General features: G+C 69.8%; 16 protein-coding genes. 4 read left to right on the top strand and 12 right to left on the bottom strand.

Annotated features, from left to right (window positions below; genetic code table 11):
* From AC3B6C_RS05815 to nadB, 7 genes are all read right to left on the bottom strand, one after another.
* The gene (locus AC3B6C_RS05815) at positions 1–2,289 is read right to left on the bottom strand and encodes a heavy metal translocating P-type ATPase (protein ID WP_488375334.1); all 2,289 of its coding nucleotides are present in this window, start codon (positions 2,287–2,289) and stop codon (positions 1–3) included.
* Positions 2,286–2,471, bottom strand: coding sequence for a hypothetical protein (locus AC3B6C_RS05820; protein WP_014928528.1), 186 nt, complete (start codon positions 2,469–2,471; stop codon positions 2,286–2,288). The genes AC3B6C_RS05815 and AC3B6C_RS05820 overlap by 4 nt, the downstream gene beginning before the upstream one ends.
* Before the next feature lie 2 nt (positions 2,472–2,473).
* Positions 2,474–2,680 carry a heavy-metal-associated domain-containing protein gene (locus AC3B6C_RS05825; RefSeq protein WP_010843166.1) on the bottom strand — a complete coding sequence of 69 codons (207 nt, stop codon included), beginning with the start codon at positions 2,678–2,680 and terminating at the stop codon, positions 2,474–2,476.
* A gap of 51 nt (positions 2,681–2,731) precedes the next feature.
* Positions 2,732–3,025: a metal-sensitive transcriptional regulator gene (locus tag AC3B6C_RS05830; protein WP_004020389.1), complete on the bottom strand. Its 294-nt coding sequence runs from the start codon at positions 3,023–3,025 to the stop codon at positions 2,732–2,734.
* 216 nt (positions 3,026–3,241) lie between these two features.
* Entirely contained in the window at positions 3,242–4,108 is an 867-nt protein-coding gene (locus AC3B6C_RS05835; protein ID WP_488375335.1) for a hypothetical protein, read from the bottom strand.
* Between the two features lie 177 nt (positions 4,109–4,285).
* A complete protein-coding gene (locus tag AC3B6C_RS05840; protein WP_488375337.1) occupies positions 4,286–5,308 on the bottom strand; it encodes an alpha/beta hydrolase in 1,023 nt (340 codons plus the stop codon).
* A 54-nt stretch (positions 5,309–5,362) separates the two neighbouring features.
* Positions 5,363–7,009, bottom strand: a complete 1,647-nt coding sequence (nadB, locus tag AC3B6C_RS05845; RefSeq protein WP_488375338.1) for an L-aspartate oxidase — start codon at positions 7,007–7,009, stop codon at positions 5,363–5,365.
* Between the two features lie 185 nt (positions 7,010–7,194).
* Here nadB and AC3B6C_RS05850 point away from each other — a divergent pair, with 185 nt between their 5' ends.
* Positions 7,195–8,721 (top strand): FAD-dependent oxidoreductase, encoded by a 1,527-nt coding sequence (locus AC3B6C_RS05850; protein ID WP_055475968.1) that lies wholly within the window; start codon positions 7,195–7,197, stop codon positions 8,719–8,721.
* Between the two features lie 16 nt (positions 8,722–8,737).
* Here AC3B6C_RS05850 and AC3B6C_RS05855 read toward each other — a convergent pair whose 3' ends face one another.
* On the bottom strand, positions 8,738–9,601 hold the full coding sequence (locus AC3B6C_RS05855; RefSeq protein WP_010843171.1) for an SDR family NAD(P)-dependent oxidoreductase: 864 nt from the start codon (positions 9,599–9,601) through the stop codon (positions 8,738–8,740).
* A gap of 265 nt (positions 9,602–9,866) precedes the next feature.
* Between AC3B6C_RS05855 and AC3B6C_RS05860 the strand changes: the two genes are divergently transcribed.
* From AC3B6C_RS05860 to AC3B6C_RS05870, 3 genes are read left to right on the top strand one after another with little or no spacing between them, the layout of a single operon-like run.
* Positions 9,867–11,468 (top strand): phytoene desaturase family protein, encoded by a 1,602-nt coding sequence (locus tag AC3B6C_RS05860; protein WP_488375339.1) that lies wholly within the window; start codon positions 9,867–9,869, stop codon positions 11,466–11,468.
* A 14-nt stretch (positions 11,469–11,482) separates the two neighbouring features.
* A complete protein-coding gene (locus AC3B6C_RS05865; RefSeq protein ID WP_010843173.1) occupies positions 11,483–11,917 on the top strand; it encodes an SRPBCC family protein in 435 nt (144 codons plus the stop codon).
* A 41-nt stretch (positions 11,918–11,958) separates the two neighbouring features.
* Positions 11,959–12,564 carry a flavodoxin family protein gene (locus AC3B6C_RS05870; RefSeq protein ID WP_055475966.1) on the top strand — a complete coding sequence of 202 codons (606 nt, stop codon included), beginning with the start codon at positions 11,959–11,961 and terminating at the stop codon, positions 12,562–12,564.
* A 126-nt stretch (positions 12,565–12,690) separates the two neighbouring features.
* On the opposite strand, the gene AC3B6C_RS05875 is transcribed toward AC3B6C_RS05870, so the two are convergent.
* From AC3B6C_RS05875 to AC3B6C_RS05890, 4 genes are all read right to left on the bottom strand, one after another.
* Entirely contained in the window at positions 12,691–13,797 is a 1,107-nt protein-coding gene (locus AC3B6C_RS05875; protein WP_488375340.1) for a hypothetical protein, read from the bottom strand.
* A 30-nt stretch (positions 13,798–13,827) separates the two neighbouring features.
* Complete coding sequence (locus tag AC3B6C_RS05880) at positions 13,828–14,037, bottom strand: hypothetical protein (protein WP_010843176.1); 210 nt, start codon at positions 14,035–14,037, stop codon at positions 13,828–13,830.
* A gap of 141 nt (positions 14,038–14,178) precedes the next feature.
* On the bottom strand, positions 14,179–15,312 hold the full coding sequence (locus tag AC3B6C_RS05885) for an Rv2629 family ribosome hibernation factor (protein WP_488375342.1): 1,134 nt from the start codon (positions 15,310–15,312) through the stop codon (positions 14,179–14,181).
* 87 nt (positions 15,313–15,399) lie between these two features.
* Positions 15,400–16,443: an NAD(P)-dependent alcohol dehydrogenase gene (locus tag AC3B6C_RS05890; protein ID WP_488375344.1), complete on the bottom strand. Its 1,044-nt coding sequence runs from the start codon at positions 16,441–16,443 to the stop codon at positions 15,400–15,402.
* Positions 16,444–16,608: the final 165 nt, after the last annotated feature.

A 16,608-nucleotide genomic window follows, 5' to 3' on the forward strand; every position in this document is an offset into this window, starting at 1 on the left:
TCACCGCCCCGGCGTGAACCCGCGGAGTCGCAGGCTGTTGCCGACGACGAAGACCGACGAGAGGGCCATCGCCGCGCCGGCGATCATCGGGTTCAGCATGCCCGCGGCGGCGAGTGGAATGGCCGCGACGTTGTATCCGAAGGCCCAGAACAGGTTTCCCTTGATGGTGCCGAGGGTGCGACGCGCGAGCCGGATCGCGTCGGCGACCGCGCGCAGGTCGCCACTCACGACGGTCAGATCGCTGGCAGCCATCGCGACGTCGGTGCCCGTCCCCATCGCGAGCCCCAGATCGGCCTGGGCGAGCGCGGCGGCGTCGTTGATCCCGTCGCCGACCATCGCCACCACATGACCCTGCTCCTGTAGTTCGGCGATCACCTCGAGCTTGCGGCGTGGACTGACGCCTGCGGTGACGTCGTTGATGCCGACGCTCGACGCCACCGCCCGGGCGGCACCCTCGTTGTCGCCGGTGAGCAGCTTCGGCGTCAGTCCCAGCCGCCGGAACTCGGCGACGGCCGCGGCGGACGACGGTTTGACCCGGTCGGCCACCGCGAGCACGGCAACGGGAACCGGTTGCGCAGCTGCGGTTTCGGATACACCGTCGGCGGCCAGTACCACGACCGCGGTCGCGCCGTCGGATTCGGCGGCGGCGACCGCGTCGTCCAGTGTGCGCGGCAGGGGGACATCGACCTTGCTCGGTGACACAACCCTGACCAGCCGGTCGCCGACCATCCCGGCCACACCGGCGCCCTGCGTCGAAACGAAATCGCGTACGTGCGAGTCGATGTGGTCGCGCCCGGCGTCGACGACGGCCGCCGCGATCGGATGTTCCGACCCCGATTCCACCGACGCCGCCCATCCCAGGACCTGCTCGGTCTCGTAGCCGTCGACGACGGTGATCCCGGACAGCGACATCTCTCCTGTCGTCACCGTGCCCGTCTTGTCCAGCACGATGGTGTCCACCCGCCGCGTCGACTCGAGCACCTCCGGACCCTTCAGCAGGATGCCCAATTGCGCACCCCGTCCGGTACCGACCATCAGCGCGGTCGGCGTGGCGAGCCCGAGCGCGCACGGGCACGCGATGATGAGGACTGCGACGGCGGCGGTGAACGCGAAGGTGACATCGCCACCGGCGAAGTCGGTCGTGGACGCCACCCCGAGCCAGAAGCCGAGCGTGGCAAGCGCGATCGCGATCACGATCGGGACGAACACCGAGGAGATCCGATCGGCCAGCCGCTGGACGTCGGCCTTGCCCTCCTGTGCCGCCGTCACCATGCGGGCCATCTGGGCGAGCGCGGTGTCCGAACCCACGGCGGTCGCGCGGACGACGAGCAGACCGCTGGTGTTGACGGTCGCGCCGACCACCGAGTCACCGGCGGTGACCTCGACCGGCACCGATTCTCCGGAGACCATCGACGCGTCGACGGCCGACGCACCGTCGACGACGACGCCGTCGGTGGCGATCTTCTCACCGGGCCGTACGACGAACTCGTCGCCGACTGCCAACTGCGCGATGGGGATTCGGTTCTCGTCGCCGCCGGGCCGCCGAACGACCACGTCCTTGGCCCCGAGATCCATCAGCGCGGCGAGCGCGTCACCGGCGCGCCGTTTGGCGCGCTTCTCGAAGTAGCGTCCGGCCAGCAGGAAGGTCGTGACGCCGGCCGCGGCCTCGAGGTAGATGTGCGACGACCCGTCGGTCCGCTGTGGCAGGAGATCGAAGCCGTGGGTGAGTCCGGGAGTGCCCGCGGTCCCGAGGAACAGTGCGTACAACGACCATCCGAACGCCGCGAGGGTACCGACCGACACGAGGGTGTCCATCGTCGTCGCGCCGTGGCGCAGGTTGATCCACGCCGCCCGGTGGAACGGGTAGGCACCCCACACGACGACCGGCGCGGCGAGGGTCAGGGACAGCCACTGCCAGTAGGTGAACTGCAACGCCGGGACCATCGCGAGCGCGATCACCGGCACCGACAGGATCGCCGACACGATCAGGCGTTGCCGAAGGCCGTCCAGCTCGGGATCGCCGGACCCCGCCGGGGCGTGTTCCGTGGCGTCTGCCGGCGGGTCGGGCAGGATCGGCGAGGCATCGTAACCGGCGGCCCGGACCACCTCGACGAGGTCCCCGGCCGCCAGGCCGGCGGGCCCTTCGACGTGGGCGCGCTCGGTCGCGTAGTTCACCGATGCGGTCACGCCGTCGAGCTTGTTGAGCTTGCGCTCGATGCGGTTGGCGCAGGACGCGCAGGTCATCCCGGAGATGTCCAGGTCGACCAGTTGCCGGGTGCTCGCGGTCATGGGTGATCACCTCCGTGCGTGTCGGATGACGGGTCGTCGGTGACCACGACGCCATGCGAGGGCGCATCGTGCGGCGCGGGCTCGACGTCGGGTCCCCAGGCGCGCCCGACGCCGAAGGCGATCGCGAAGACCGCGATCAGCGCGACGACATACGTCAGGGGCCCGGTGACAGCGGATCTCATCGTCAGACCAGCGCGTAACCGGCTTCGGTGACGGCTGCCGCGACCTCGTCTCGTCCGAGTTCACGGTCGGCCGCCACCCGCACCGAGCCGTCGTCGACGGTGACCTCGACGCTCGTCACGCCGGGCAGCGCCTCGATCTCCTCGCGGACCGACGCGGCGCAATGGCCGCAGGTCATGCCGGTGACGGTGTAGGTACTGGTGGTGCTCATGTCGGTACTCCTCGAATCGTCGTGTTGCGGGGATGGATCAGGCGGGAACGATCAGGACTTGACCAGGCGCGTGATCGCGGCCATGGCCTCGTCGACCTTCGCCTTGCCGGCTTCGTCGCTCTCCTGCGCGGCATGCACCACGCAATGCGCCATGTGCTCTTCGAGCAGACCGAGGCTGACCGCCTGCAACGCCTTCGTCATCGCCGACACCTGGGTCAGGATGTCGATGCAGTAGGTGTCCTCCTCGACCATGCGCTGCAGTCCGCGCGCCTGGCCCTCGATGCGCTTCAGTCGGCGGAGGTAGTCGTCCTTCCGGCCGATGTAGCCGTGCTGATGCTCGTCCATGATTCTCCCGTCCGAATACCCCTCAAGGGTATGCCCGACCAGGTATACCACCAGCGGGCCGATAACGGTACCCCCCTACCGTATCGGAGAGTCTGGGCACGTCACCGCCTGCGCGCGGGCGTCGGCCCCTGCGGAGGAGGTCGCCTGCTCACGGACAGGCGCGCCGGCCAATAACCCGGGCCGAGGGCCCCGGGGGGTGGTCAGCCGTGCCCTCCCCTACGACCGCAGCGCGGCAGCCAGCTTGGCCAGGGCGGCGGCCACCTCGTCGAGCGCGGCTCCGATGGCGGCGACCCGGGCGGCGTCGAAACCCGGAGCGCCTGGGTCCGGCCCCGGGACGGCCGGAAGGTTCCCCGGCGCAATCCCCGTCGGCCCCGTACCCGGGCGGACGGCGGTCGGGCCGCTGATACCCGGACCGCCGACGACCGGGCCACTGGCACCCGGGCTGCCGACACCCGGGCCGTCGAGTGGATCGGCGGGGTCCGTCGACGGCGAGTAGGCGACGTCGTAACCATCGGTGCGATGGCGTCGGCCGTGGTAATCGTCGGCGGTCAGTGGCTCCACGTTGGTCGAGCGCCGTCCGCCGCGATACGACGTGTGCGGCTCGGGATCGGCAGGCGCCGGGGGCTGGGCGGAGAGCGACGCGGCCGGGTGCGAGTCGGGCAGGCGGTGCGAGCCCATCCGCGGGGGTGACTGCCGATGCGGATCGACGGCGCGATCAGGCGTGCCGGACTGCGGATTGGGTGCGCCCGCACCGGTCATCACCGATGGGGCGTGCCCGTTGCTGCGCGCGTAGAAGTGCGGACCGCCATGTCCGGCGAAGAACACACATCCCGCGCCTTCGGGCGACGGGACCGGGCAGGGGTTGCGTTCGATGAGCGACTGGGCGCGATCGTCGAAGTCGTTCCACTCGAGCCAGAGACGCCGATCGTGCCGCGGGTGCGTACTCGCGTCGGTGGCGTGGTTGCCCCGGTGGCCGATCGCCAGCCGGCACTGGAGCAACCAATCGGAGTCACCCGACAGTCCCAGCGCCGCGCGTTCGGCCGGCCGGCACACCACCGTCGACCAACAGCCCTCGCCGTTCATACGGACTCCCCTTCATGCCTTGCATCGCCGCAGATCTTCGCGCGACCACACCCCTGTGATGCGCATTGTGGTCTTCTCGTGCCCGTAGGGCGTCGTGCCGCCCCGATCGCAAGCCCCCCGGCATGCACATCTGCAGCGGCCGCCCCCGGTGGCCACTGTTGGTGAAGATCCCGCGGGTCAGTCTACGAAGCGGGCCGGTCCGGTGCCACCCTCTCGGCCCCGCGCGTTTGAAGTGACGAACGCGAGGATCCTCTCGTTCACCTCGTCCGGCCGGTCGAGGTGCAGGAAATGACCCGCCCCGGCGACGACCGCGGCCGCGCTGGCGGCGGGTAAGACGTCGCGGACGTGGTCGGTGAGGCGCGACTGCATGCACCCGTCATCGGCTCCGTGCAGATACAGCGTGGGACAACGCGGTTCACCCAGCCAGTCGTCTCGCAGCGAGGCGTAGCGGGGATGCGTCCGCGGGCGGCGCAGCGCGCGGTAGTACCCGAGGGCGGCCGTGCGGTGTGCGCGGGTGGGCAACGCAGCCAGGGCGTGGTCGACGTCGAGCAGATGGTCGGGTCGAGCGGCCGCCGTGCCCGTGTTCAGTCGCCAGCGGCGCCACAGCAGCGGAATCAGTCGGTCGAGCGCCCGTTCGGGCAGCCACGGCAACTGGTTGAACGCGATGTACCAGCTCATCAGCGCCTGCCGCGCGAGGATCCTGGCACCGTCGATCCCGCCGGCGACCGAGCGTCGTACCGCCGGGACCGGTGGCACCGACATCGAGACCACCCGCGCGTACGGATTGTCGTCGCGGTGGGCCACCGCGTTCGCCGTCATCGCGCCCCAGTCGTGCCCGATCAGCACCGCGTCGTCGTCCGCGCCGACGGCGCCGTGGATCGCTCGCGCGTCGTAGGCGAGCGCCGCAACGTGAAAGTCGTTGTCCGCCGGTATTTCCGACGGTGCGTAGCCGCGTGTGAAGGGAGCGATCACGCGATGCCCGGCGGCGGCTAGTTCGGGTCCGAGGTGCCGCCACGTCCACGCCGAGTCGGGGAATCCGTGCAGACACACGACGACGGGCCCCGCCAGGGGACCCCACGCCAGCGCGTGCAGGGTGATGTGTCCGAGCTCGAGGGTGATCCGTTCCGGCGTCGCGGCGACCGGGTCACCGTGATCGGGGGTGCCCTCGTGCCCCGAGCCGTCTGCTGAGATCTGGGTCATCGGGGCCAATCTAACGCCGACGGCCCACCGGGCGCACCGAGTTGACCGGTCGCGTCAGCCGGGTACGCCCGCGTGGCGCGCTTCCCGCAGTTCGCCGTCGACGATCCGGAACACGCGCGACTCCGCCACGTCGGCGGTCAACGGGAAATCCGTGCGGACATGCGCGCCCCGCGACTCGGTGCGCGCGGCTGCTGCGGCGACGACCGCCGTCGCGGTGAGCGTGAGCGCCGCGTCTTCGACGTCACGCACCGTTTCCGCCACCCGCCGGGGTGCGGCGGCGAGCGTGTCGGCCGCCGCGGCGAGCCCCGAGGCCGACCGTCGCAGGGCCACTCGGCGCGTCATCGTGTCCTGCAGCTGATCGCGGTCCAGGATCGGGACGGGTGACTCACACCGCCGGCAACCGCTCTCCGGAACCGGGAGGCCGCGCCGCGCGGTCGCCACCGCTGCCGCGCGACGGCCCATCACCAGACCTTCGAGGAGACTGTTCGACGCCAGTCGGTTGGCACCGTGCAACCCGGTGCGCGCGACCTCGCCCGCCGCTAGCAACCCGTCCACCGCGGTGCGCGACGACTCGTCGGTGACGACGCCGCCGCACAGATAGTGGGCTCCCGGCACGACCGGGATGCGTCCGGACGCGGGGTCGAGCCCGGCGGCCCGGACCCCCGCGGCCACCGTCGGAAAGCGGGTCTCGAAGCCGACGACGCCGCTCACGTCGAGGTAGACGCACGGGTGTCCGGTGAGCTCGATCGCGGTCTGCACGGCGTCGGCCACCACATCGCGGGGCGCGAGATCACCCATCGGGTGGACGCCCGCGGTGACCGACCGGCCGTCGACGTCGACGAGTCGGCCGCCCTCCCCGCGCACGGCCTCGCTGATGAGCGTCCGTCGTCCCCGCGCGCCCTGGGTGTACAGCATCGTCGGGTGGAACTGGATGAACTCGAGATCTGCCACCTCCGCCCCGGCTCGCAGCGCGAGCGCGATGCCGTCGCCGGTCGACCCGGCCGGATTGGTGGTCGCGGCGTAGAGGTGCCCGGTTCCGCCGGTGGCGAGCAGTACGGTCGGCGCCAGGACGGACTCGGTACGCCCGGCCCGCAGGCAGTCGACGCCGACGGCTCGACCGTCCTCGAGGCGGACCGAGGTCGCGATCGTGTCGTCGAGGAATCGGATCGGCGGCACGTCCCCGCCGGCGCGTCGGACGGCCTCGTGGAGCGCCCGCTGGATGGCCGCCCCGGTCGCGTCACCGCCGGCGTGGATGATGCGCCGCCGGGTGTGACCACCCTCGCGGGTCCGCAGCAGCGAACCGTCGGCGTCGCGGTCGAATTCGGCGCCCCAGCCGATGAGGGCCGACACCGAGGCCCAGCCATCGGCGAGGATGAGACCCGAGGCCGTCGGCTCGGTGAGTCCGCCGCCGGCGGCGACCGTGTCGGCGAGGTGGCGGTCCACCGAGTCGTCGCTGCTCCAACCCCCCGGCTCCGTTCCCGGTATCACCACCGCGACACCGCCCTGGGCGTAGAACGTCGAGGTGGGCTGATCCCCGCTCTCGGCGTCCCAGCGCGGACCCTTGTTGAGGACGACGACCCGGAGTCCGTCCTGGGCGGCCCACAGCGCCGCGGTCAGGCCGGCGATACCGGCACCGACCACCACCAGGTCGGCGCGGACCGTCTGATCCGTCCCGGCTCCCATGCGTATGGACCCGCTCATGTCACTCGCCTCTCGCCGCGGCATCCGAAGCCCCCACACCCGGTGGCCGGCATCCGGGACAACAGTCCCGAACCGTTTTCGATTCCCAGTCGAAAACCCTACCCTGCAGCTGGACGGGACGACATGCTCGACGGCGGCCGTGTGGCGATGTTTGACCACGTCCACTTGGGGCAACCCCGACCAGCATGAAAACCCTCTGGTTCGACCCCGCGGGCGAGGCAGCCCCCGACGCCCTGCCCGATGTCCGTCCGGAGACGATGCCCATCGACGTCGTCGACACCTTCGACCAGGTCGTCGTCGGCGGCGGGATCACCGGCCTGACCACCGGCCTGCTCCTGGCCCGCGCCGGTCAGTCGGTCGCGGTCCTCGAGGCGCGCCACATGGGCGCCGCCGCGACCGGCCACACCACCGGCAAACTCTCACTGCTGCAGGGCACCCGACTGTCGTCGATAGCGAGCCGCCACGGGCACGCGGCCGTCCAGGACTATGTCGACGCCAATCGGGAGGGCCAGGCCTGGTTGCGGCACTACCTCGAACATCGCGGGCTGCCCGTCGACGAGCGGGCCGCCCTCACCTTCGCGGCCACCTCGTCCGGCGCGAAGTCGGTCGAGAAGGAGTTCGAGGCCTGCCGCGCCCACGACCTCCCGGTCGAACACGTCGACTGTCCCGAGTTGCCCTTCGACGTCCGCACCGCGATCCGCCTCGACGGACAGGCGCAGATCGACCCGATGGTCGTGCTGCGTGCCCTCGCCGACGACCTGCGCGCGCACGGCGGCCACTTCTATGAGGGCGTCCGCGTGCAGGGCCTGCGCCACGGCTCACCGAACGTCCTCTCGACCGACGCGGGCGACGTGCGCGCCGACTCGGTGGTCATCGCGACCGGACAGCCCTTCCTCGACCGCGGCGGATTCTTCGCCCGGGTCCATCCCCAGCGGTCCTACGCGGCCGCGTTCATCGTCGACGGGGACATCCCGCGCGAGATGTACCTCGGCTCCGACAACCCGTCGGTCTCGCTGCGGACGGTCAGGCGACCCGGTTACGACCGTGAACTGCTGATGGTCGGCGGATTCGGGCACGAGGTGGGCCGGACGAAGTCCGAGCGACAGCACGTCCTGGACATGCTCAGCTGGACCGAGAAGCACTTCCCCAGTGCCCGGATGGTGGCCCGCTGGTCGGCCCAGGACTACACGACCATCGACGAATTGCCTTATGTGGGACCGATTCTCCCCGGCGTCGAGTCCGTGCAGGTGGCGACCGGCTTCGCCAAGTGGGGTCTCACCAACGGCGTCGCGGCGGCGCTGGCGATGGCCGGTCGCATCCTGGGGTCCGAGCCGCCGTGGTCGGCGACCCTGCGTCCGTGGCGCACCACGGAGATCAGTCGTCCGGGGTCACTGGCCTCGGCGGTGTCGGCGAATGCCCAGGTCGCCGGATACATGGCGGCGGGCTATCTCTCGCTGCTGAAGCCGACCGACGGCGCACCGAAAGAGGGCGACGGCAATGTCGGACGTTCCGGCGTCAAGCCCGAGGGCGTGTGCACGGTGCAGGGTCAGACGCGGTCGGTCGCGCCGCTGTGCACGCACCTCTACGGGGTGTTGCGGTGGAACGACGCCGAGCAGTCCTGGGATTGCCCGTTGCACGGCTCGCGGTTCAGCCACACTGGCGAGGTCCTCGAAGGGCCGGCGACACGAAACCTGGCTTCGCACAACGACTGAGGCTCGCACATACCGGTCACAGCGACCGGGACAACCCCGGATCGGGATGGCGGAGGGTCCCCGCGAACGTGGCCTGCCCCAGGATCCGCCGGAACACAGGGCGGGTCAGCGTCGCCACCGGGCGCTGCAGCGCGCCGGCGAGCAGCCGGACGCCGACATCGAGTGCGCGCGCATCGAGTCCGACGGGGATGCGGTCCCGGCCCGCCAGCACTCCGTCGAGGATGGCCGCGGCCGCCGCGGCGGGTCTGGTCCCGGGCAGTCGATGATCGAATCCGCGGGTCACGAAGTCCCGCACCCCGGGTGTCACATAGCGGGCACGGGCGGCGATCTCGGTGTGCACGACGCCGGGGTGCACGACGTGTACCCGGACACCGGAACCGGCGGCGCGCAGCTGGTGCTGGATGGTCTCGGAATACCCTCGCGTGGCGAACTTCGACGCCGAATACGCGGACTGCGCAGGCGAACCGAGGAAACCGAACGCGCTCGAGGTGTTCACGATGGAACCGCTCCCGGCCGCCTCCAGATGCGGAAGGAAGGCCACCGTGCCGTTCACCACCCCGCCCAGGTTCACGGACATGATCCGCCGCGCGTAATCGTCGTCCTCCTCGAGGACCCCGGCCACCATCGTGATCCCGGCGTTGTTGAACACCATTGCCGGCGGCCCGGATTCGTCGACGACAGCGTCCGCATAGGCGGTCATCGCGTCCGCGTCGGACACATCTGTCTGGTCGACGTGGACGCGGGCCCCCGCGTCGCACAGCCGTACCGTCTCCCGGACCGCCGCGACGTCGACGTCGACCAGATACAGCTCGACACCCGCGCCATCGAATCGTCGCGCCAGCGCCCGGCCCATGCCTGCCCCGGCGCCGGTGATCACCACCGGCCGTCCGGCACATCGTCGACGTAGCCGACGGTCGGAGACCCGCGGGTGCCACAGGCGTTCGAGAGGAAATGGCAGGCCCGGCCGTCGCGACCGGGATTCAGACGAGTTCGTCACCCGAGCGGACTACCCCCTTGCCGGGCCACTACACATCGCCCATGATCACCTGACGCGGCCACGGCGTCGCCCGCACGCGTTTACCGTGTGGGGCCGCGGGTACCCCGCGCACCGGACGGACGTGGCCACGGCGGAGAGGAGTCGATCGGTGAGTGTGTCGGACGCAGTCGTCATCGGAGCCGGTCACAACGGCCTCATCGCCGCGATACGCCTCGCCGATGCCGGGTGGGATGTGACGCTCCTCGAATCGCAGCCCGAGGTCGGTGGCGCGGTCCGCAGCGCAGAACTCACCCCCGGGTATGTGACCGACCTGTTCAGCGCCTTCTATCCGCTCGCGGTGGCGTCACCGGTGTTCGCCGACCTCGACCTCGCCGGCCACGGCCTGCAGTGGAGCCGCGCACCTCTGGCTTTCGGCCATCCCGCCGGTCCCGACGACGTCGACGCGCCCGTCGTGTTCCCCGATGCCGCCGACACCGCGGCGCACCTGGCCGGCTTCGACGAGCGTGACCGGCGCGCCTGGCTCGACCTGGTCGAGCAGTGGCAGCAGCTGCGCCCGGCGATCCTCAACACCCTGTTCGGCCCGTTTCCACCCGTCCGCGCGCTGCTGTCGGTGTTGCGTTCGCTCGGCACGGCCGACGCCCTGCGCCTCGCCCGATTCCTGATCCTGCCCGCCGATCAGATGGTGCGGGAGCTCTTTCACAGCGAGAAGGCCGGTCTGCTGATCCTCGGCAACGCCTTGCACGCCGACATCCCCCTGCACGCGCCCGGCAGCGGCCTCATGGGGTATCTGCTGACCATGCTCGGCCAGGACACCGGGTATCCGGTACCCGTCGGCGGTGCGGGGGAACTGTCGGCGGCGCTCCGGCGCGGCGCCGAGAGCGCCGGGGTGACCGTCGTGTGCGACACACGGGTAACCCGCATCGACGTCCAGGGCGGACGCGCCACCGGGGTCGTGGACAGCACGGGTCGGCGGTGGCCGGCGAGACGGGCCGTTCTCGCCGACGTCTCGGCGCCCGCGTTGTACACCGAACTGCTCTCCGCCGACGACGTGCCGGCGCGCGTCCTCGACGATCTCCGAACCTTCACCTGGGACACCCCCGTGGTCAAGGTGAACTATGCGTTCGGCGAGAAGATCCCCTGGCGCAGTGCGAATCTCGGCGGGGCAGGCACGGTACATCTCGGCGCGGACGCACGCAACATCGCCTACTCGACCGCCGACATCGAAACCGGCCGTGTCCCCGAACACCCGTTCCTGCTCTTCGGCCAGATGACCACCGCCGACCCCGGGCGATCTCCCGCCGGCACGGAGAGCGCCTGGTCCTACAGCCATCTCCCGCGCGGGGTGACCGACGACGAAGCGGCGCAGCTGCTGGCTCGGCGCATGGACGCGGTACTCGAGGCGCACGCACCCGGCGTCGCCGACCTCATCGTGGGACGGCACGTCCAGACACCCCGCGACCTCCAGACCTCCGACGCCAACCTCGTCCACGGCACGGTCAACGGCGGCACCGCACAGCTGTTCCAGCAGTTGATCTTCCGCCCTACGCCCAACCTCGGTGGTGCGTCGACGCCGGTGGACCGGCTCTACCTCGCCGGATCGGGCGCCCACCCGGGTGGCGGTGTACACGGCGCGTGCGGCAACAACGCCGCGCGCGCTGCCCTCGCATCGGACGGCGTCCGTGGTCTACCCCGAAGACTGTTCGACCGCAACGTCATCCGGCGTCTGACGACAACCGACAACAAGCACTGAACGGAGACCCGAGCATGAACCGAGTCGAACGTCACACGAGCGCAACACCGGCGCAGGTCTGGTCGGTGCTGTCCAACGGCTGGCTCTACGCCTCCTGGGTCGTCGGGGCCTCCCGCATCCGCGACGTCGATCAGTCGTGGCCGCAGGCAGGATCCAAGATCCATCATTCGGCGGGCGTGTGGCCCGCCCTGCTCGACGACGAGACGGAATCCGTGGAGTCGAAGGCCGGCCTCCTCGAATTGTCGGCTGCCGGCTGGCCCTTCGGCCGCGCGCGCATCCGCATGACCGTCGAGAAAGACGGAAACGGTTCCCTGATCGGCATGGAGGAGTTCGTCGAGACCGCGCCGCTGAAGTGGATTCCGCCGGTCGTCCAGGAGGCGGTCATGTCCCCGCGTCTGAACGAATGCCTGAGACGACTGGCGATGCTCGCCGAGAACCACGCGGGCTGACGCCTGGTTGCAATCGGGTCGGTTCGGGTACGCGATCCGACATGACCACAGCACTCGCGATCACCTGCACCCTCAAACCGTCGCCCGCTGAATCGAGCAGCGACCTCATGGCCCGGCACATCCTCGACGCACTCGCCGAACACGGCGTGTCCGGCGACATCATCCGGGCAGTGGACCACGACATCCGGCCCGGAGTCGAACGGGACATGGGTGACGGAGACGAGTGGCCTGCCATCTTCGAGCGGGTGGCCGCGGCCGACATCCTGGTGATCACGACCCCGACGTGGCTGGGCCACATGTCGAGCGTGGCCCAGCGTGTCCTCGAGCGACTCGACGCCGAGATCTCCGAGACCGACGACGCCGGCCGCCCGACCATGCTCGGGAAGGTCGCCCTGTGCGGTGTCGTCGGCAACGAGGACGGTGCGCACAAGATCATCGCCGACGTCTTCGGGGCGCTCGACGACATCGGGTTCACGATCCCCGGGCAGGGCAACACCTACTGGAACGACGAGGCGATGGGCGGCCGCGACTACAAGGATCTCGACGCGGTGCCCGACCCCGTCGCCTCGGCCACCAGCGCCGCCGCCCGTAACGCGGTACATCTCGCGCGATTGCTGTCGCAGAACAGCTTTCCGCCGTACGAATAGTCTCTGCGACAGTGGGTTCCACTCCCGCGGTCCTGTCTACGTCACGCTGATGAGATCCGATGAGCGGGACGTAAACGTGGCCGCGCGATGAAAACTGCACCACGGCAGGAGGTCGGCTTTCACCGATCAGTGCATCTCGCTCTCGGAACGATCAGCGGCGGCTTCTGATGCCTGTCGACGCAGGCGCTCTCGGTATCCGTAGGTGGCGCGCAGGACATCGTCGTAGCTGTCGGCACTCGACCCGAGAGCTCCGGCGAAGATCCCCATCGAGGTCGCGAGCCACGACAGGTACACGTAATTGCGTAGTCCCACCGCATGTCCGAGCTGTGAGGCGAGAAAGCTCTCGTCGATGACGATGAGCGCGGCGGCCAGGGTGGCCGCGAACAGTCCGGCGTAGAGCACCACCGCGCTGAACACGACCGTACAGACGGTGGCCATGTTGTAGAGGCGGGCGCGCGGTCTCGCGGTGACCGTCGCGCGTTCCCACAACCTGTTGTTGGTGATGAGCCATACCGAGGCCAGTACCAGTGACAGCAGCGTGATCGCGGCCAAACGCCAGGCGCTCAGCGCGTTCGCCATGGACCAGATCGTGGAGAAGAAGATGCCGAACGACGCCGCCGCCGCAGCTGCGGCCGTCATACCGGTCAGGGTCGGGATCAACCGCCACGGTCGATTCCCCCGGACCATTCCGGCCATCAGCTTGAGCCGGCGCGAATAGCCTTCGGCGCACACGTATTCGGTGTCGCCGTCGGATGTGACGAGGATGCCGCGTTGCTGCTCGAACCCGCGTATCGAATCCTCACCGGTCATCGTCCCGGCGATGGTCGCGATCAGAGTGCGCAGTGCCCGCCGGGGCACCGGGCCGAGCGCGGGGAGCGACACGACGGCGGCGTGGCGCTCGCGGTCGAGTTCGGCCAGCACCACCAAATTGTGGGGACTGCGGTCGTTTTCGTCACTGTCCCGCGGCTTGTACAGCCGCGGCATCTCGGTGACGAACACGATCACCTCGTCGGCCGCATCGTCAGTGCCCCAGACCGTCTCGAGGTCACCACGCGGAGTCATCTGCAGCGTGGTGTCCCTTGTGACGGTATGGCCGCGGTACTCCAGCGACAGGTCCTCGGCAATCCGCGCGAAACGGTCCTCGCCACCCTCGATCAGGGTGGCGGGGAGTCCGTGTTCGGCGACGATGCGCAAGGCACCGGCGCGTCGATCGTCACTTTCCTGGCTGTTCATGAGCCGTGCCGTCGTGTCGTCCAAGCGGTCTCAGTCCGGCGGTTCGGACTCACCAGCGGCCGGGGAGGCCGGGTTGTCCTCGTCGTCGCGGGCGGTGGCGGCGGAGGGGTCCACCTGCTCATCGGTGTCGGGTTCGTGGACTGTCCGCTCCTCGAGTTCGTCGACCTTGCGGCGGGCATCATCCGGCGTCGCGTCGGGGGTCCCGGTCTCGGCGGGCTCCATGGGAAGTTCTTCGGTCATCGTGTGCGTCGACCTTCCGTCGGTGGGTCTCGATGGTGCCTCTGTCAGATGGGTGGGTTCCCGTTCGTCACCGCGGGCAAACCGGCGCGGCGCGTCACGCCGCGCCGGGCCCAGCGAACGGTTCGGTTGTGGGTGAACCAGTCAGTCGGTGGCCGACGTTCTCGGTGCATACCGCAGGACGGCGCCGATGCCGTCGCGCGGTGAGATGCGCTCGTCGATCCGGACCAGGTCTGCACCGGTCAGGACCGCTGCCATCGGCAGCGCTTCGTCGGCACGCAGCGTGCGCGCCGGCGGGACGCCCAACTCGGACAGGTTCTCCGGCGTCGGTGCGACCGCGGCGAGGCCTCCCGCGGCGTCTCCGCCGTCGAATACGACCGCGTCCTCGAGGTCGCCGATGACGAGCCTCTCGACCTCGCCGTTGCGCAGGGCTCCACACACCGCCGTCAGCCCCTCGACGGCGAGCGCCGGGTCGTGACCGAGCCCCGCCTGCAGGCTCTCCGCCGCGTCGGCCATCGTGCGGTTCTGGCGCAGTTCGAGTTCGGAGGTCACCGCCTTGCGGATGTCCTCGTCGGCGATGCCGCTGTCCCGGGCTCCCAGTTGGAGATCGACCAACCGTTCTGCGAGCCGCTCGGGAGCCGCCGCCCGCAGGTCCGACAACGACGAGAGCTCGCCGATGACGAAGACGATCTCGGGTGTGTCCGCGTCGACGATCGCGGTCAGGCGATCGGCGATCTGCCGGATGTTCTTGCGGTTCTGTTCGTCGCTGCGCTGCTGCGGATCACCGTACCCCGGCGACTCGGCACCAGCCGCGTGATGGATCGGATAACCCTCTCCCTCAACGCTTTCGCGCCTCATCGACGACCCGCCGGCCTCGAAGAGCTCGATGTCGGCGCCGGCGTGGTCGACCGCGGCGATCACATGCCGCGGGGCGCTCGTACCGTGTTCGATCAGCGGAACCAGGTACGGCACCGGCGAATACCGCGCCACGGGTGTGACCGGTGGACGGCAGAGGTGTTCGTCGAGCAGCACGCCGCCGGGACCCGCGATCAGAGCACGACCGCTGGGCCCGACCGCCGGCGTCCCGTCCAGCAGGGTGGTGCCGATCGACTCCACCACGGCGGGATCGGCACCCGCCGACTCCAGTTCCGCACGGAGAGCCCGCCAGCGGAGTTCCACCGTGTGGGCGGCGTCTTCGGTGTTGTGGGAGTCGTCGATGTAGATGGTCGCGAACGGACCGGTGGCGGTCGCCAGCTCGCGGAATCGGGTCGAATTCATGCGCGGCCTCCTTGCCTGATGTCGGGGCAGTCGACTCTCACGAGGGTGCCCACCGATTTCAGGCGGCAAACATGCCGAGACCCACCACTAGAGCGTCGACGTGTCGATCACGAAGCGGTAGCGCACATCCGAGGCCACGACGCGGTCGTAGGCCTCGTTGATCCGATCCGCGGAGATCACCTCGATCTCGGCGCCGATGCCGTGCTCCGCGCAGAAGTCGAGCATCTCCTGGGTCTGCGCTATACCGCCGATCATCGAACCGGCGAAGCTGCGACGTTTTCCGACCAGCGCGCCCGCGGGGACGTCGATCGGATGTTCGGGGAGCCCGAGTTCCACCATCGTGCCGTCGAGGGCGAGCATGCCGAGGTACTTGGCGATCGGGAGATTGGCCGACACGGTGTTCAGGATGAGGTCGAAGGTGTTGCGCAGCTCCCGGAACGTCTGCGGGTCGCTGGTCGCGTGGTAGTGGTCGGCTCCGAGTCGCAGACCGTCCTCCATCTTCTTCAGCGACTGCGACAGCACCGTCACCTCCGCACCGAGCGCGTGCGCGATCTTCACCCCGACATGCCCGAGACCGCCGAGGCCGACGATCGCGACCTTCTTCCCGGGCCCGGCACCCCAGTGCCGCAGCGGTGAATAGAGCGTGATCCCGGCGCACAGCAGCGGGGCCGCCTCGTCGAGTGCGATGCCGTCGGGAATCCGGAGTACGTAGTTCTCGTCGACGACGATCGACGTGCTGTATCCGCCCTGTGTGGGTGTCCCATCGCGTCCGACGGCGTTGTAGGTGCCCACGTTGCCCCGCTCGCAGTACTGCTCCTCGCCGAGTCGGCACGGCTCGCACTCACGGCACGAGTCGACGAAGCAGCCCACGCCCACCCGATCTCCCACGGCGTATCGGGTGACCTCGTCGCCGACGGCGGCGACCGTCCCGGCGATCTCGTGGCCGGGTACCACCGGGAACCTCGTCCCACCCCATTCGTCGCGTGCGGTGTGGATGTCGGAATGACAGATCCCGGCGAACGCGATGTCGATCGACACGTCGTTCGGGCCGAGGTCACGTCGTTCGATGGTGGTGGGTTCGAGCGGACGATCGGCTGCCGGGGCGGCGTAGGCGTTGACCGTGGTGGGCATGCGGGCTCCTCGGTGCACATTTCGGAGGGTGGCAGATGTGGTGGTGCGCGACGCACCGACGACGCGAACAGATGCGGGCTGGTGCATGTGTCCGACGCTGCCAGTGTGCCCCGAGGTCGGCTTCGTTGCCATAACGGCACGTCGTGGCGTCGCAGTCACCCTCCG

It is taken from the genome of Gordonia sp. 11cp, from assembly GCF_057767225.1.